Source organism: Solitalea agri, assembly GCF_023914155.1.
GTDB classification, from domain to species: Bacteria; Bacteroidota; Bacteroidia; order Sphingobacteriales; family Sphingobacteriaceae; genus Solitalea; species Solitalea agri.
In genome coordinates this window covers 257,018-274,775 of sequence record NZ_JAMWYS010000053.1, presented here as the reverse complement: position 1 = coordinate 274,775, position 17,758 = coordinate 257,018, and the positions used below count along the sequence as shown (strand labels likewise).

Genomic DNA, 17,758 nt, shown 5'->3' with positions numbered 1-17,758 from the left:
AAGATGAAAAGCCATGATTAAAATCTAAGATTAAGGTTAATACCCCAGCTGCGGCGAGACGGCAAAGAACCATACTCAAAGCCTTGTCCGTTCCCATTATTATAATTCGAGTCCGGATCAACGTTCGGAACATTCTTATAAATAATGAATGGGTTTCGGCTTACCAACGCAACTGCTAATGATTTAACTTTCCATTTTGATAAAAGTGATGCTGGTAATGAATAACTGAGCGACAGTTCGCGCATTTTAACATAGGTAGCATCATAAATGTATGGACGGGCAACACCGTTTCCATCGGTATAAATTTGTCCCCAGTAAACCGAAGGATCAACGGCTTGCGTATTTTGTGAATAAACTGGATTTCCGTTCGAATCGGTACCGGTTTGTACCACACCTTTTGGCACATACCCTTTCACATTGCCCATCGCTTTCCATTCGTCCGGGGTCTTCCCTGCCGACATTCGTTTTTCTTCCGATTCAATCCATTCGGCACGACCTTCCAATGTAGAAGATAAACTACCACGGATAGCTGCAAAAAGATTGGTCATTGAAAACAAATCAGCGCCTTGCTTAATATCAACTACGGCGTTTAGCGCAAAGTTTTTATAGTTAAAGGTGTTGATCAAACCACCTGTCCAGCTAAATGCACCTTTACCCACCAAATGACGTTCATTGCTTGTAGCAGGTGTAAGGGTTACAGGATCGAGAATAATATTGCCGGAAGGATCTTTTTGATAATCATAAGCCAGAATAGAACCGTATGGAACGCCCGGCATAGCAACTACCGAAACACCCATCCAGCGGGCATCCGAAAGTGTTAAAAACGGAACGCCTTCAGCTAATGATTCAACATTGTTTACGTTACGGGCAAAGTTGAAACCTATATCCCAGTTAAAGTTTTTGGAAACAACTGGCTTACCGGTTAATAATAACTCCACCCCTTTGTTTGAAATTACACCGGCATTGATAATCTGGTAGGTAAATCCGGATGAAATTGGAGCCGGAACCCTGTTGATCTGATCTCTTGATTCAGAATTATAATAAGTAAAATCAACGCCAAGCCTATTTTTCAAGAACTTAAGTTCAGTACCAAATTCATATGAACGGGTACGGGTAGGTTTAAGATCTTTGTTAGGCAGAACACTTGATGAAATACCTCCTCCCGAATTACCATTAATGGTTATTGGGTTGAGTGAGTAATATAGATCCAGTTGGTATGGATCGGTATCATTACCTACTTCGGCTGCAGAAGCTCTTACTTTACCGAATGAGATGATATTGTTATTCAACTTAAAGGCATCAGTGAACACGAAACTTGCTCCAACCGATGGGTAATAATACGTGTTATTATCCTCCGGCAATGTTGAAGAAGCATCTCTTCTTACTGTTGCATCAAGATAAAGGAAGTTTTTGTAGGCACCACTTGCCACCAAATAAAATGAATTAGTATTCTTTTCATATGGAACTTCTACCGGAAAATCTTCAGCAAAACTATTTCCGCTCACCACATCGGTCATCGTCATATTGCTATACACGGTGGTGGTTCCATAGCTGTTTATACGCGATAAACTACCACCTAAACGAGCCGATAGGTTAATATCTTTAGTAACCTGATGTTGGAACGATAATAATAGATCGGCTTCAGTAGTTGAATAGCGCTGATCTCTTTTATCTAAGCGGCCCGAAAGAGCACCAGGGGTGGTTTTAGGACTATATTTACCGTAATCAAGGAAAGTGATGTCGGTTGAAGCACGACCTTGTAAGCTCAACCATTTGGTGAATGTATAGTTCGCTTGTAAAGCTCCTAAAATGCGATCTTTCTTGGTGGTGTTCTCCATTTCGTTAATTACCCAATACGGATTAATGCGATACTGTCCACCTCCCCAATCAACATAGTTTCCTAACTCATCTTTATATCCAGTAGAAAATTGAGCCTGATCAACGTTGTTAGCCAAGCCCACAAAGCTGTTCCCGATGTTACTTGGATCATCGGCCATTGCCGGACGGTTAGTAACCTTCTCATTCATGTAAAAAGCTCTTGCTTCGAGGTTTAACTTCGATCCGAATTGCGAGTTGCCATTAAATGTGAAAGAGTTGCGCTTCATTTCGCTGCCCGGAACAATATCATTGTTGGTAAGGTTAGAAGCTGAAAACCTGAAGGATGATTTTTCAGCTGAATTGGTTAATGAAATGGTATTGGTAAATGTGGAGCCGGTTCTGAAAAATCCGCTGATATTATCTTTTACCAGCGCATAGGGACGGTTAACACCATCGAACGAAGGAGCGGACAGACTGGCATCTAATCGAGGACCGAAGTTAGAGAACAAGGTGGTACGTGCCTGACTAGCGTCTTGAGCAATGTTCTGTTTTGTTCCTTGTCCGTATTGATATTGATAGCCATCAAAACTGGTTAGCTGATTTTCGAAGGTTGAAGAACTATTGAACTCAACCCCCAGTTCTTTACTGGCGCTTCCCTTTTTGGTGGTAATTAAAATAACCCCATTTGCCGCGCGGCTACCATAAAGCGCCGAAGCAGAAGGACCTTTTAATACGCTTATCTTATCAATATCATCAGGGTTAATCGCCGAAATTGCGTCACCCATATCTACGCCACCCGAAAACTTATCACTTCCTACCTGACCGTAGTTGGAGTTATCAATAGGCATCCCATCCACCACATATAAAGGTTGATTATTCCCGGTGATAGATGTATTACCCCTGATGATCACCCTTGATGAACCGGCAGGTCCACCGGCGGTGCTATTCACCACTAAACCCGGCACACGACCAGCAAGTGAGTTAATAACATTGGTTTCTCGTGCTTTTTTAAGTTCATTGCCCTGAACCTCAGAATACGCATAGGATAAAGCCTTTTGTTCGCGCTTAATACCTAAAGCCGTTACCACCGTTTCATCCAGTTTTTTTACATCGTCTAATAAAACAACGGTAATATTATTTTGAGTGGCATTGGCGGTAATCGTTTGCGAAACAAAGCCGATAAATTTAAAAATGATCTGATCACCGTTTTCTGCCGAAATACTAAACTTTCCGGAAGCATCTGTTGAGGTTCCTTTTTTCGAAGTAGCATTATAAATCGGAACACCCGAAAGTGGCACCTGCTTATTATCAACTACCAGCCCTTTTAAAACAAACGGCTCTTTCTTTAAGGCCTGAACCATTACGATCTCCCCTTTTATCAGGCATTTGATATCTATCTTTTCTGAAACAATAGATAATATCTTTTCAATTCGCTGATTAGATATTTCTAAATCAAGTTTTCTACTCAGATCAATATCCAGCGGATTGTATGAAAATCGTAAACCAGATTCTTGTTCAATCTGTTGAAACACCTGCTGCACCGGGGTTGCTTTCCATTTAAAAGAATACAAAGCTTCCTTCGACTGGGCAAATCCGGGAAGAGACAGTAAAAAAACGATCAATAAGAACAATCGCTTTTTAAGCCCATAGAACCGATAATACAGTAAAGCTTTTTGCATAGTATAAAAGTTAGGTTAGTTATTATTTTTCAAATTTTAGGTTGACTTGATTATTAGAGATAGTATAGATGAAATGATTGGAAAAACCGATAGCATCTAACACCTGCTCAAGCGACTCATTCTTAAACTCGCCGGTAAAGGCCACTTTATTTTCAGGAGTATTTTCAACCGTTATCTCCACATGATAAATAGCATTTAGCTTAGCCTTGATTTCATTAAGACTAGCTTTTGAAAACACCAACTTGCGCTGAAGCCAGTTATCAATTTCATTGTTATTAAACTTCGATTTAAGCAATTCGGCGCTGGCTGATGGTAAGGAAACCTGCTCACCGGGTAGTAATTGTGTACGCTGTATTTTATTTTCTTTGGCAAACGACTCAACTCTTACCTTACCGGTTTGAAGCATGATTGAGCAATCATGGGTAGATGTGTAATTTTTTATTTTAAAGGAAGTTCCTAAAGCAGTAGTGGTAGTTTTATTAGCAATTACAACAAATGGCCTGCTTTTGTCGTGGCTTACCTCAAAAAAGGCTTCACCATTTAACAGTAAAACACGATCCTCTTTATTGTAAGCATTGGCTATTTTAAGTGTCGTTAATCCATTTAGAACGACTTTACTTCCGTCAGGCAAAACAATGGATTTACGCTCATTTGATTTAGTACTGGCAACAACTTTAAAATCGCTGAAATTATTCTGAACTGAAATCAGATAAGGTGAAGACTCCTTCGTTTGCAAAACGGCAAACACTCCCAACAATACTAAAACTGCAGCTGCAACGGAGTACCATGCAATCCGGCGTTTAATCGAAGGAATTGTTATTTCTGTTTCCAGATTTGACGCTTCTTCAATTGATTCAATTTTACGTTTCAAACGCAATAAAGCCTGTTCCTTTTCGGCTTTGTTTGTTACCGCTAACATCGAATACAACCTTTTTGCCTCTGCTATTTTTGGCGACAATTCGGGCATTTCATTTTCAATAGCAGTCCATAACGCTGTATCAGCTTCTGATTTGCCTTCACAGTAGTTAATAAAACTCTCATCTGTTAAAAGATCTTCTACACTATAGGTTGAATACTCCATTACTAAAACCTGTTTAGCTATTAGTGTAAGTACCTTTCAATTTTTACCAATTATTTTTAAAATATTTTTTTAAGTAGAACTATTGAAGCTCAACCGTGTTTAATTTCAATTTAATTATGATAGTTTTGATGGCATGGATGAATACCAGATTCCTTTTGTAGGGAATAAAATTTACAAGGCCCGATCGACTCAAAAGAACCTTTACCGTATTACACGCGACAATCAGTATATCGGTTTTATACGTTGGGAAAACGGAGGCTGGATGCTGGAAGAAAATGCGAAGGAAGAATTAACGGCCGAAAACGTTCAACTTATTGGCGAAAAGATCGACCGGCTTAAAAAGAGGTAGTAGTATTGTTTACTATCACAAAATATTTTCATGTAAAACCTTTCGGCAATCATTCGCCTCCAGAGCCGGCTTGGCCCCGTTTCTGGAACGTCCCGATTACTATCGGGACTTATTTTTCCTCTCTCAATCCCTAAGCAGCACAAGCCCGAAAAAATAAAAGGTCGCTAACCCAGAAACTGAAATAATTAAAATGCGATATGCTGAAAGCTAGTAGACTAATTGGATCCCGGTTGAACCGGGATGAACATTCGGTCCGCCTCCCGACAGCTATCGGGATGGAAGGCACTCACCACACATATGACATTAAATTTTTATCCCTAAGCGATCTGAATGATCTACTTCATATCAAAATCCAACCCTGATTCTAATACAAAAAGGCCCTTTCGAGTTCCGGAAAGGCCTCTTAAATTAAATTAACAACCTCGCGGCTGGTTTATTATTAGGGTTCCTTTTTGCTAATCCTTACATATACTTCATTGCTTCATACCCCAACAGTCGACGCCACAAAGCTATTTGACCAATACAATAAGATTCGCGATGAGTCATGAAGGTGATCAGATCATAATAAGGCATGCTCATTTCCGGCATCTCAAATAAGCTATCAAGTTTCTCTGTGCTTATATTCTCAAGCAAATTTTTCAAAACAGGACTGATCGCATCCCAATCTTTTTTATAGTCAGCCAGTGCTGGATATGCAGTATTTTCTTGAATACCTTTATGATCTTTAAATAGTTCATAAGAAGCTGTTTTCCTTATCTGTTCAGTGGAGCCCGGAGCAAGTAACTTAGCCAATTCATATCGTTCATTCACCAAACTTCCTGCTAACCAGGCAACATGATTGGCCTTTGTATTTAAACGATTATGAGCATCCTCTTCAGAAATATCCACAAGAACACTGTGATAAAACTTTGTATGCATATCATGTAAAGTGATAAGCGCATACACTCTGCTGTCCTTTATTGTCAGGGTTTCCATAGTTAATTATTTACAGGTTGTTTCAAATAATACATTAAAGATACATGCATTAAGTTTTATTGAAAAGGTGCAAACAGGACAACAAAGGGGCTGAATACGACAGAGGAAAAGATTACCTACTACATCAGCAATAACAACATAATATTTAAATGATTCCTTCCTTAGGAATTTTCATTACCGGCAATGTAAAATGAAAAGTACTACCCATTCCCGGTTCGCTCTCCGCCCAAATTTGACCATGTTGGGCTTGAATAAAATCCTTGGAGATGGCTAAACCAAGGCCTGTTCCTCCTTTCGAGTTTAAATCACTGGGTACTTGAAAATAACGGTCGAAAATTTTTTCCAAGTATTGCGCATCAATGCCTTTTCCTAAATCTTTTACAGAAAATTCAACAGCATCGTTTTTCCTCACCAACTTCAAATTTACAGTAGACCTTTCAGGACTGTAACGGATGGCATTGGTAAGAAAGTTAACCAAAACCCAGGCTGTTTTTTCCGTATCGGCGCAAACTTCGGGAAGCTTATCTTCAAGCTTAAGATCAATAGTAACTCCTTTTAGCGAAGCTGGGACTTGGACCGCCTCCAACGCATAATTCACAATATCAACTGGTTTAATCGTTTGGAAATTCAATTGAATGTTTCCCGTTTCAACCTGCGAAAGATCGAGCAGTTCTCCTGTTATTTTTAATAAACGACTGGTATCTTCTTTAATATGATTCACTAAATCTTTTTGCTCCTCATTCATTATACCAACACGATTATCTTCCAGCAGTTTCAAACTCATTTTTATGGCCGAAATCGGTGTTTTTAACTCATGAGAAATAGTGGCTATGAAATTGGTTTTAGCTTCGTTGAGCTCATGAAACTTGGTAATATTTTTCAAAGAAATCACCTGGCCAATAATTTTAGGTTCGCCGCCTTCTGTTTCCGAGGTTACCTGAAAAGTCTCTTTGGAAAAATAGCTCTCCTTATTTTCAGCGAAGATCTTCAGATCTTCAGAATTTCCAGCCTTTAATAAATTTCGCAGCAAATCATTTCTAAGTGCAACATCAGGGGCATATTTCCCAACTACATCCTGATCCTTCAGACCTAAAAGAGTAAGCGCAACCGGATTGGCAAACAGAATTGTATTGTTTTCATCAAAACCGATAATCGCATCCTGCATACTATTAATAATCGTTTCGATACGGCTTTTTTCAAACAGTATTTTCGCCAGATTACTATGCTCATACTCATTTAATTTGGAGGCCATGGTATTAAATGCCTGTGCCAGATCACCAAATTCATCGTTTCTTGAAAAACTTAACCGTTGATCATATCGCTTATTTGCTATCTCTTTAATTTTAAACGTTAGTTCGCTAATTGGATTTGCTATGTACCCGGGGAAATTCACGATGAAACTGAAGGCAACCAGAAAGAAAAAAGAGCTAATTAAAGTGACATAGATAGCCGCTTTCCTCGCAGTTTCACTTGCAATACTATTCTTCTTAACAATAGCCTCCATGTTTAGATCCATAATTGCATAAAGACTTTTCTCTACATCCGCTTTAATTGAAGCTTTTGTTTCGTTGCCTGTAGCTTTTTTCAATGATTCAAACCCAGTTCTAATTTCTTTTGTAAATTCTCCTTCACCTAACTCGGTTACATTGGTTTCCTGTTTTTTCAGATTGTATTCAAAATTAAAAGCATCTTCCTTCGTCAGCATCCCTCCAGAAAGATCCAGAATCTTCATCATGTTTTTTGAAAACTCCAGTGTTTCGTAGTTATTCTTAAGTATCAATTCTGATTCTTTAGATAACTTCCGGAGGTAATAGGCTGAAAGCCCATACACCAGCAGCATGAAGAAAAATAAAAGGCCTAGGCCAAGGCGTAATTTGTTGATCAGTTTCATCGTTAAGACAGAATTACTACATCAATATCCTTTTCGGAAATATGTTTCATAAGGCGATTAAAAAAAGAATTACCCGTCAATCGCGCAAAAAAGTTAAAATGTGGTTTTCCCATACAAATGGTGGTAACCTCAAATCGGGTACAAACAGCTATCATGGCTTCAACCCTGTCATCATTTTTTTCCCGTATCACTTCAGCACCTAATTCAGTAGCCAGCTTGAAATTATTAATTAAATGTCGTTGAGCATCCAATTTAATCCGATCAACACTTTCTACAGAACGTTGTACATACAATACCATCCAGGTAGAACGGTAATAAGCCGCCAAACGTGCCGTTTTTCGAATGATATTTTTAGCCGATTTATCATTGGTGCTAATACAAGCCAGAAACACTTCTTTGCGCAACTTGATATTCTTAGGCACTTCCGTTTCCACTTTACGTGTTACCTGGTTTGCAACTTCCTTAAGCGCCAATTCGCGTAACTGAAGGATTTTATCTGATTGAAAAAAATTACCAAGAGCGGTTTCAATTTTAGCTTTTTCATAAATTTTACCTTCCCGTAAGCGAGTTACCAATTCTTCAGCTGTCAGATCAATATTCACTACCTCGTCGGCCATTAACAGCATACTGTCTGGTATCCGTTCAGTAATAGAAATTGTTGTGATCTTTTCAACATCCTCATTCAAACTTTCCAAATGCTGAATATTTACAGCACTAATTACATTGATCCCTGCGTTTAAAATATCCACCACATCTTGCCAACGTTTTGGGTTTTTGCTTCCCTCTATGTTTGAATGAGCCAGTTCATCCACAATAACTACTTCGGGGTGGAGATTAAGAATGGCCTGAAGATCCATTTCCTCCAGCTCCTTTCCCTTGTAAAACAGTTTACGACGAGGAACAATTGGCAATCCTTGTAATAAAGCTTCAGTTTCAGCTCGCCTATGCGTTTCGACGTACCCAATTTTAACCTCAATTCCACTTTTTAAAAGAGCATGAGCTTCCTGGAGCATCCGATAAGTTTTCCCTACACCCGCACTCATACCAATGTATATCTTAAACTTGCCTCTGTTAGGCTGACGAATAAGGTTTAAAAAATTGTGAGTCGTTTGATCCTTTTCAGGCATAATTCAAATTTAATGAACAGTAAACTGGTAAATAGTGAATAGTAAATTGACAAATAGTGAATAGTAAGTGGTAAAAACTAAGAAAATCAAAAGATAAGAAAGTCTAAAAACATTCTATTCACTATTAACTATCCACTATTTACTATTCATAACTAAAATGCGATAGCAATAGAAGTCGTCACAAAAGCATCCTGATTCACTGCCCTTTCATCTCTTGTAAATATTTTGTCTTTACTTTCTAATAATCTGCCTTCCCATCGAATTGCCACATTGGTTATCGGTAAATAATCAAAGTTCACTGAATATCCTAAAGTTTTAAAACCATTCTCGGTATCCGTGACTATAATCACTCCATTTTCATCGTGGTAATATTCAACCCGACCTGCCATTGCAAATTTATCGCTAAAGGCATATCGGGCTATAAATACCGGACTGTACCAATTATTGTATTGGGTTGAGCCTTTTGATTTTTGTTCAATACCATAATCAAATCCGACAGTTACGCCCAACTTATTGGTAAGTTGTACAATTCCATAGAAATTATTGTAGTAACGCATTTGTTTTACAGAATCCGGCTTATCATTCCCTATAAAGGTGCTCCAGTTTAGAGTTAATTTTTCGGATGGTTTATAGGCAACTTGTGTTCCTACGCCTAATGTTGAGTTGCCAGAAACCCGGGTAATTCGCTGCCAGCCATTTAAAAGCAAAGCACACAACATCCACTTACTATTATCAGAATTGTAGGTAAGCTTTGCACCTGCTTCATAGTAAGGAGTATTATCTGCTAACAAACTTCTTGTCAAGGTCCAGCAATCTTTGGAAATGGCGCTTTCAAAACCAATGTGTGAACCAAAGATTCCTGCATCTACCCATAAATTCTTTGTTTTGGATAGCTTGAAACCGGCACTGGCTTCATAAACATTTTTTAGCACTCCGTTTTCTGCGGCAAGATTTGCATTTGAATAAGTACCCGCCATCAGCGCAAGATTTGCCCGTATACGTTCATTAACATATGATACTTTAAGAAGAGCTAGATTGACATTTACTTCATTGTGGCGATTGTGGCTATAGATAAATGAAGGTTTATTACCATCAACTGGTTTATTAAAGTCATAGCTGTAATAAGTTTCTAAATATCCGCCAAATGATATTTGTGATTTTTCGTCTTGAGCAACAGCATTAAACGATATAAATGAAGCTATGACAGTTAGTGTTCTTTTCATTTGTTTCATTATTTAAGCTGATCTAAAGCCACATTTAGTTTAAGTACATTTATTTTTTCAGGCCCCATAAATCCCAACAAAGGTTTTTCAGTGTATTGAATTACTAAATTTTTCAATTCAGACTCTTCAATACCACGCACCTTAGCAATCCGGGCAATTTGAATTTCAGCAGCTTTTGGAGAAATATGGGGATCTAAACCACTACCCGAAGCAGTTACCAATTCAGCAGGAATTTCATGCTTTTTAACCGTTGGGTTATGAACCAAAAATGTATCAATACGGCCTTGCACTACTTTTAGGTAATCCGGATTTGACGGGCCCTTATTTGACCCTGCAGAACCGGCTGCGTTATAATCTACAGCCGAAGGTCGGCCCCAGAAGTATTTATCTTCAGTGAACTTTTGACCTACGTTTGCATAACCTACCACTTTACCGTTCAGGGTTACTTTAACTCCATCGCCATTACCTGGAGCAAATTTGGCCAATCCTGCTAATGCAAGTGGATATAATCCGGCTAATACCACTGTAAGAACAATGGTCAATTTTATAGATGGAAGAAGATATTTTTTCATTTTAATTTAGTTAATGGTGAATAGTGAACGGTGAATGTTTAATAGTTATTAGTTCAGTCAGCTATCTATTTGCTTCTCACTATTTACTATTTACTATTCACTATTCACTTATTTTATAAAAACATTGTTATTACTACATCAATCAGCTTAATGCCGATAAATGGCACCACGATTCCGCCTAAGCCATAAATCAATAGATTTCTGCGTAACAAAGCACTTGCTCCGATGGGTTTATAAGCCACTCCTTTCAATGCCAAAGGAATCAGCATTGGAATAATAATAGCGTTAAAGATGATTGCTGAAAGAATTGCCGATTCAGGGCTTGTCAGTTTCATAATGTTCAAACTTTGTAAGGCAGGTATAGAAGCCATAAACAAAGCTGGTACGATGGCAAAATACTTTGCTACATCATTAGCAATGGAGAATGTGGTTAAGGTACCACGAGTCATTAGCAATTGTTTCCCAATTTCAACAACTTCAATCAGTTTCGTTGGATCATTATCCAAATCCACCATGTTGCCGGCTTCTTTTGCTGCTTGGGTGCCGCTATTCATAGCCACACCCACATCGGCCTGTGCTAGTGCAGGGGCATCGTTGGTACCATCACCCATCATGGCTACCAGTTTACCTTCCGCCTGCTCTTTTTTAATATAAAGCATCTTATCTTCCGGTTTAGCTTCGGCAATAAAATCATCAACACCAGCTTTTTCGGCAATGTATTTTGCGGTAAGCGGATTGTCTCCTGTAACCATTACAGTTTTGATTCCCATTTTACGTAGGCGGTCAAAGCGTTCAGAGATACCTGGTTTAATAATATCCTGTAATTCGATTACGCCCATCACTTGCTCGTTTTTGCAAACAACTAAGGGTGTGCCACCATTTGAGGCGATTGTTTTAACCCGGTCCTCAACTTCAAAAGGAACGTCGTTTCCGGCAGCAGTTACAATGTTTCTGATCGAATCAAAAGCACCTTTGCGGATTCTGCGACCATCAGCCAGATTCACCCCGCTACTACGGGTTTCGGCAGTAAACTTGATGTATTCAGCGTTTTCCACATGCTTTGAAACAGCACCATTGAGTCCAGCCAATTCAACAATTGATTTACCTTCCGGGGTTTCATCGGCTAATGAACTAAGCACACTGCATTCAATCATTGCTTTTTCATCTTCACCCTTGGCAGGCCAAAAGGCTGTTGCTTTACGATTACCGATAGTGATTGTTCCTGTTTTGTCGAGCAGTAAAACGTCGATATCACCTGCAGTTTCAACCGCTTTACCTGATTTGGCAATAACGTTAGCACGTAATGCCCGATCCATACCTGCAATACCGATTGCCGATAGTAACCCACCAATCGTAGTTGGGATCAAGCAAACAAACAATGATATGAATGCGGCAATGGTAATTGGAGTGTTCGCATAATCAGCAAACAGCTTTAAGGTTACACAAACGATGATGAACACCAAAGTAAAGCTCGCCAATAAAATAGTCAGGGCAATTTCATTAGGGGTTTTCTGACGTGAAGCACCTTCAACCAAAGCAATCATTTTATCCAAAAATGATTCACCTGGTTGTGTGGTAACTTCTACTTTAATTCTATCTGAAAGCACCTTTGTTCCTCCAGTAACCGATGATTTATCACCACCAGCTTCACGAATTACAGGAGCCGATTCTCCGGTTATTGCTGATTCATCGATTGTTGCTAAACCTTCAATAATTTCACCGTCAGTAGGAATTATATCTCCTGGCTCACAAATAAATATATCGCCTTTACGAAGGAAAGATGAACTCACCGTTTCAACTCTTCCATTTTCAGAAATCATACGTTTCGCAGGTGTTTCTTCACGGGTTTTTCGCAATGATTCGGCTTGAGCTTTACCTCGTGCTTCAGCAATGGCTTCAGCAAAATTGGCAAACAGTACCGTGACAAACAGGATCAGAAATACGATAAAGTTGTAAACAACCGATCCTTGTGTTTTGTCTGCAGAAAATGCTGCAAAAATCGTTACGATCAGCATAACCACTGTACCAAGTTCGACGGTAAACATTACCGGATTTTTGACCATGATACGTGGATTCAATTTTATAAATGACTGTTTCAAAGCTTCCTTTACCGAGCTGCTTTCAAACAATTGGGCTTTACGTTGTCTTTTCATGTTAATTTGGTGAATGGTGTTTTAGTGAATGGTGAATAGTTTTTCCTTATATTCAATTAGTATCAACCTTTACATTATCTATGAAACCACATCAAAAGTTAGAAGTATGGAGACGCAGTTTTCGTCTTGTAGTTGATTTATATCGTTTAACATCATCTTTCCCATCCGAAGAAAAATTTGGAATCATTTCACAAATAAGACGAGCAGCAGTTTCAGTTCCAGTAAACATATCAGAAGGAGCTGCACGGCAAACCAAAAAGGAGTTTGTCCAGTTTCTGTACATCGCTTCGGGTTCGTTAAGCGAATTGGATACTTTGATTTTATTATCTGATGAATTAGAATTCATTAAAGACAAAGAACAATTCACTAGAGTGTATGCTGAACTAGAATCTATTACCAAAATGCTCATGGGCCTGATTAATAGTGTGAAACAAAATATTTAGACTATTCACCATTCACTGTTAACTATTTACTTAAGACTCAAATATTCTGCAATTGGACCTAATGCCAGGGCAGGGAAGTATGACAAGGCGTTAATGATGATAATCACAGCCATCGTCATTACACCGAAAGTCAATGAATCATATTTTAATGTGCCTGCTGATTCAGGAATGTGCTTTTTATTAGCTAGCAAACCTGCAATGGCAACAGGACCGATGATTGGCAAGAAACGGCCAAGAATCAGAACAAACCCTGTACTTATGTTCCAAAAAATATTATTGTCACCCAAACCTTCAAAGCCGGAGCCGTTGTTTGCATTAGAAGAAGTATACTCGTACAGCATTTCAGAGAAACCATGATAACCAGGGTTATTGAGCCAGCTAGCAGGTTTTATTGCCCATGTTGCTTCCGGATAATTTACCAGTGTATAAGATGCTAATGCCGTTCCGGCAAGAATCAACAACGGGCTTAGTAAGGTAATTAAAGCGGCAATTTTCACCTCACGGGCTTCTACCTTATGCCCCATAAATTCAGGAGTTCGCCCTACCATCAATCCCGAAATGAATACAGCAATAATGATATAGATAAAGTAATTCAAGATACCAACACCACATCCTCCATAAAAAGAATTGATCATCATCCCCAGCATCTGCATCATGCCCGACATTGGCATAGCGCTATCATGCATGGAGTTAACTGATCCTGTTGAAATTATGGTAGTAACCGTACTCCAATAACCCGACATGGCCGGACCGAAGCGTACTTCTTTACCTTCCATGGCTCCAGTAGGCTGTGCAACTCCTAGTTTTTCAATGGCAGGGCTTCCATTGATTTCGGAAATAATGGTTGGAATAACCAGGCATAACATTCCAATGGTCATTATTCCATAAATCACATAGGATAGTTTTTTGCGATTAATGTAGTAACCAAAAGCAAAAATCATTGCTATCGGAATTAATACCTGTGCAATAAGCTGAACTACATTAGTAAGGTAATTTGGGTTTTCAAGAGGATGAGCCGAGTTAGCTCCAAACCAACCACCACCATTAGTGCCAATATGTTTTATAGCGATCATTCCTGCCGCAGGCCCTCGTGACACATGCACGCTATCACCTTGCAGAGTTACAATTGAATCTTTACCTGTGTAACTTGCAGGGGTGCCATTGAAAATCAAAATTGTGGCAACCACAACGCATAGTGGCAATAAAATACGGGTATTTGCTTTAACAAAAATATCCCAAAAGTTGCCCAAGTTATTAGTTGTTTTAGCTTTCAAGGCATTCATTAATGCAACTAAAGCGGAAATACCCGTTGCTGCACTCAAAAACATAAGATTGCAAATCACAAACAACTGCGTCAAATAAGTCACTCCAGTTTCACCGGAGTAATGCTGCAAGTCGCAGTTTACCATAAAACTGATGATGGTATTAAAAGCAAGGTCAGGACTTTGATTTGGGTTACCATCAGGGTTTAATGGTAAACCTCCTTGAAAAAGTAGGAGCAAAAAACCTAAAACAAACCATACCATGTTAATCGTCAGCATGGCTTTGAGAAATTGTTTCCAGTTCATTTCCTGGTTTGGATTTATACCCGAAAGTTTGAAGAACAAGCGTTCTATTGGACGCATAAAATCTGACCAGGTATTTTCTCCTTTAAAAACTTTCGCTATGTACTTGGCTAAAGGAATGGCAAGGATCACTGTGAGTGCGTAAGTACTGATTATGCCTATAATTTCTGTTTTCATTGTTTTAATTGTGAATAGTTATCGGTGAATGGCGAAAACAGTAAATGGTGAATGGTGAATAATGGAACTGAGATAAACTATTTGCTATTTACCTATCACCCGAATTGTGAATAGTGAAGTTGAGATTATCTATTTACAATTTACTTATCACCATTTACTATAATTTACTTATCGCCATTTACTAGAATTTCTCCGGTTTTAGCAATACATAAATCATGTAAATAAATACAGCGATGGATAAGATGAATAATGGGATCATTTTTACAGTTTTAAATGTTTTCGAAATAATCAATGGTCTTGAAAAAGAGCCAAAAGCAAATGAGGCCGGCTCCAGGAAGAATTATATTTAACATTGTTTTAAAATTTATTTGCCAACTGAAAGACCAAAGACATTCCATTTTCATTCTTAAAAAAAGAAAGGCTGTTTAATATTGATATTGAGGAGATTATTTTTTTTCAGGAAGCTGGCCACAAAAAAAGACCCTTCCAAAATGGAAAGGTCTTTTTCAAAATGATAATATATCCTTCTGCTATTTCATGTTTTCAGGAATATTGAATATAATGCTAAAACTGGTTAAAATGCATACTGCCAATAACAATGAAACATATACAACAGCTCTTTCAACATTATTTTGAACTGCCAAATTTCTTCGTTCCAAAGCATTCATATTCACTTCGGTAATCTTGTAAATCTTTGCACGTATTGCATTTACTAATTGCGGTGAAGCCGGATTTTGTCGATAACGCTCAAAATCAGTGCGCAGTAGTGCTACGGTTTCCTTTTCACCTGGTTCAGTGATATTACTTTCTTCCTGTTTTAACGTTTTTTCAAAAACAGAAGCTGCTTGCTGGGCTTTTTCAGCGTTACTCATTTGGTCAAGCTGCTGCAGCATTTCTTTAGCATATTTAATAGAAATGTAGTTATCCTTGAGTATTGACTTCGAGTCCTTACCCATTTTATAAATATACATGTTAGCCGATAGGCCCATTAACAGGATTAACAGAAATAGGACCCATAACCCCAGCATTAGTTTTGACTTGATTTTCATTTTATTCTGTATTGGTTCAATTAATAATTGCACCAATCAGGCCAAATAAAACTTTTTAATAAAAACAGAGTCCGTTAAATTTTATACTCCTCCATTTTCCGGTAAAGGGTAGTTAAACCAATATTTAGTAAGTGAGCGGTTTCAGTTTTGTTTCCTTTGGTATAAAGCAAAACTTTACGGATGTGATTCTTCTCAACGGTCTGAAGGTCAAATGTCGAAGTCATTTGATCATCTTCTTCAAACTGCATTTCAAAAGGAAGCAGATCGACTGTTAACGTATCAGTATCGCATAATATCACAGCTCTTTCCAATACATTTTTTAGTTCACGAATATTGCCTTTCCAAGGATGAGATTCTAGTTTTTTGAGAAACGCCTTATCAAAGGACTGAATACGACGATTGACCTTGGCTGAGAATTCCTCAAGGTAATACCTGGAAAGTAAAACGATATCTTCCATTCTTTCCCTTAAAGGAGGCAGAACAATTTGAAAAACAGAAAGGCGGTAAAAAAGATCAAGTCGAAAATTCCCTTCATCCGTTTCCTTTTTCAAATCGCGATTAGTAGCTGCAATTATTCTGACGTTTACTTGCTTAGTTTGCGTATCACCAACTTTAATAAAAGTACCCGATTCAAGAACCCTTAGCAGTTTTGCCTGAAGATCCGGGTTCATTTCTCCAATTTCATCCAGAAAGATGGTACCTCCGTCAGCCTCTTCAAACAAGCCTTTTTTATCCTTTATGGCACCGGTAAATGCACCTGCTTTATGCCCAAACAGTTCGCTTTCTAATATTTCTTTAGAAAAAGCACTGCAATTGATAGCTACGAAAGGTTTTTGTCTCCGATGACTTTCATAATGGATAGCCTGCGCAAACACTTCCTTACCGGTCCCTGTTTCTCCCAATAGCAAAACGGTAGTATCTGTTTTTGCTACCTTTTTTGCCAACTCCACCACATTAAGTATGGCTTTTGATCGACCAATGATAAAATCAAATCCGAATCTAGCATTTACTTTCCTCTCCAAATACTCAACCCTTTGCTGTAATATGGCCTTATCCATGGCTTTGCTCACTAACGGAATGATCTTGTCGTTATCATCGCCTTTTGTTATATAATCAAAGGCCCCATACTTAATAGCTTTTACACCATCCTGAATAGTACCATATGCAGTAAGCACGATGATTTCTGTTGAGGGGTAACTAGTCTTAATTTGTGATGTCAGCTCCACCCCATTTGCATCCGGTAGTTTAACATCACTTAAGATCACTTGAACCTTTTCGTTTTCCAAAACTTTCAATGCTGACTTTCCTGTTGATGCTTCTAAGATTTTATAGCCTTCCAATTGAAGTATACGGGATAATAATCCTCTGAGTTTATCTTCATCATCAATAATTAAAATGGTTTTGTCAGACATCAGTATTTAGTATAAACAGTAAAATCAAAAATAAACTGTTTTTGTTCTAATTTTTTGATTAGTTAAAAAACAGTACGGTATGGTTGACGGTTGAAGGCAAAAGCGTTCGTAAAACACCTTAAATTCTCTCGAATAGGTTATAAAAACGACAGGCCGACGCTTGTCCATATTAAAAAAAGCCATTCCGAAATCCGGAAAGGCCTGATGATGAAAAGTTTATTTTAACTACAGAATGGGTGATTAA

Annotated in this window: 14 protein-coding genes; 2 read left to right on the top strand and 12 right to left on the bottom strand. The window is 38.4% G+C overall.

Annotation, left to right across the window (positions count from 1 at the left end; translation table 11 throughout):
* Positions 1 to 17: 17 nt before the first annotated feature.
* On the bottom strand, positions 18 to 3,497 hold the full coding sequence (locus NF867_RS15645; protein ID WP_252589322.1) for a SusC/RagA family TonB-linked outer membrane protein: 3,480 nt from the start codon (positions 3,495 to 3,497) through the stop codon (positions 18 to 20).
* A gap of 22 nt (positions 3,498 to 3,519) precedes the next feature.
* Positions 3,520 to 4,578, bottom strand: coding sequence for a FecR family protein (locus NF867_RS15640; protein ID WP_252589321.1), 1,059 nt, complete (start codon positions 4,576 to 4,578; stop codon positions 3,520 to 3,522).
* 133 nt (positions 4,579 to 4,711) lie between these two features.
* Here NF867_RS15640 and NF867_RS15635 point away from each other — a divergent pair, with 133 nt between their 5' ends.
* Complete coding sequence (locus tag NF867_RS15635; protein ID WP_252589320.1) at positions 4,712 to 4,927, top strand: hypothetical protein; 216 nt, start codon at positions 4,712 to 4,714, stop codon at positions 4,925 to 4,927.
* Positions 4,928 to 5,389: 462 nt separating this feature from the next.
* Here the strand turns inward: NF867_RS15635 and NF867_RS15630 are convergent, their stop codons facing one another.
* The 6 genes from NF867_RS15630 to kdpB all read right to left on the bottom strand — a co-directional run bounded on the left by NF867_RS15630 (position 5,390) and on the right by kdpB (position 12,868).
* The gene (locus NF867_RS15630) at positions 5,390 to 5,902 is read right to left on the bottom strand and encodes a DinB family protein (protein WP_252589319.1); all 513 of its coding nucleotides are present in this window, start codon (positions 5,900 to 5,902) and stop codon (positions 5,390 to 5,392) included.
* A 145-nt stretch (positions 5,903 to 6,047) separates the two neighbouring features.
* Positions 6,048 to 7,793, bottom strand: coding sequence for an ATP-binding protein (locus NF867_RS15625; protein WP_252589318.1), 1,746 nt, complete (start codon positions 7,791 to 7,793; stop codon positions 6,048 to 6,050).
* A gap of 2 nt (positions 7,794 to 7,795) precedes the next feature.
* The gene (locus tag NF867_RS15620) at positions 7,796 to 8,920 is read right to left on the bottom strand and encodes a sensor protein KdpD (RefSeq protein ID WP_252589317.1); all 1,125 of its coding nucleotides are present in this window, start codon (positions 8,918 to 8,920) and stop codon (positions 7,796 to 7,798) included.
* 152 nt (positions 8,921 to 9,072) lie between these two features.
* Positions 9,073 to 10,143, bottom strand: coding sequence for a porin (locus NF867_RS15615; protein ID WP_252589316.1), 1,071 nt, complete (start codon positions 10,141 to 10,143; stop codon positions 9,073 to 9,075).
* A gap of 8 nt (positions 10,144 to 10,151) precedes the next feature.
* Entirely contained in the window at positions 10,152 to 10,715 is a 564-nt protein-coding gene (locus tag NF867_RS15610) for a K(+)-transporting ATPase subunit C (RefSeq protein ID WP_252589315.1), read from the bottom strand.
* 113 nt (positions 10,716 to 10,828) lie between these two features.
* Positions 10,829 to 12,868, bottom strand: a complete 2,040-nt coding sequence (kdpB, locus tag NF867_RS15605; protein WP_252589314.1) for a potassium-transporting ATPase subunit KdpB — start codon at positions 12,866 to 12,868, stop codon at positions 10,829 to 10,831.
* An 80-nt stretch (positions 12,869 to 12,948) separates the two neighbouring features.
* Here kdpB and NF867_RS15600 point away from each other — a divergent pair, with 80 nt between their 5' ends.
* Positions 12,949 to 13,311 (top strand): four helix bundle protein, encoded by a 363-nt coding sequence (locus NF867_RS15600; RefSeq protein WP_252589313.1) that lies wholly within the window; start codon positions 12,949 to 12,951, stop codon positions 13,309 to 13,311.
* Positions 13,312 to 13,337: 26 nt separating this feature from the next.
* Here NF867_RS15600 and kdpA read toward each other — a convergent pair whose 3' ends face one another.
* The 4 genes from kdpA to NF867_RS15585 all read right to left on the bottom strand — a co-directional run bounded on the left by kdpA (position 13,338) and on the right by NF867_RS15585 (position 17,514).
* Positions 13,338 to 15,053: a potassium-transporting ATPase subunit KdpA gene (gene kdpA, locus NF867_RS15595; protein WP_252589312.1), complete on the bottom strand. Its 1,716-nt coding sequence runs from the start codon at positions 15,051 to 15,053 to the stop codon at positions 13,338 to 13,340.
* A gap of 181 nt (positions 15,054 to 15,234) precedes the next feature.
* Positions 15,235 to 15,312 (bottom strand): potassium-transporting ATPase subunit F, encoded by a 78-nt coding sequence (locus NF867_RS18520; protein ID WP_380725625.1) that lies wholly within the window; start codon positions 15,310 to 15,312, stop codon positions 15,235 to 15,237.
* Positions 15,313 to 15,583: 271 nt separating this feature from the next.
* Positions 15,584 to 16,102, bottom strand: a complete 519-nt coding sequence (locus NF867_RS15590) for a hypothetical protein (protein ID WP_252589311.1) — start codon at positions 16,100 to 16,102, stop codon at positions 15,584 to 15,586.
* Positions 16,103 to 16,176: 74 nt separating this feature from the next.
* On the bottom strand, positions 16,177 to 17,514 hold the full coding sequence (locus tag NF867_RS15585) for a sigma-54-dependent transcriptional regulator (protein ID WP_252589310.1): 1,338 nt from the start codon (positions 17,512 to 17,514) through the stop codon (positions 16,177 to 16,179).
* Between the last annotated feature and the right edge of the window lie 244 nt (positions 17,515 to 17,758).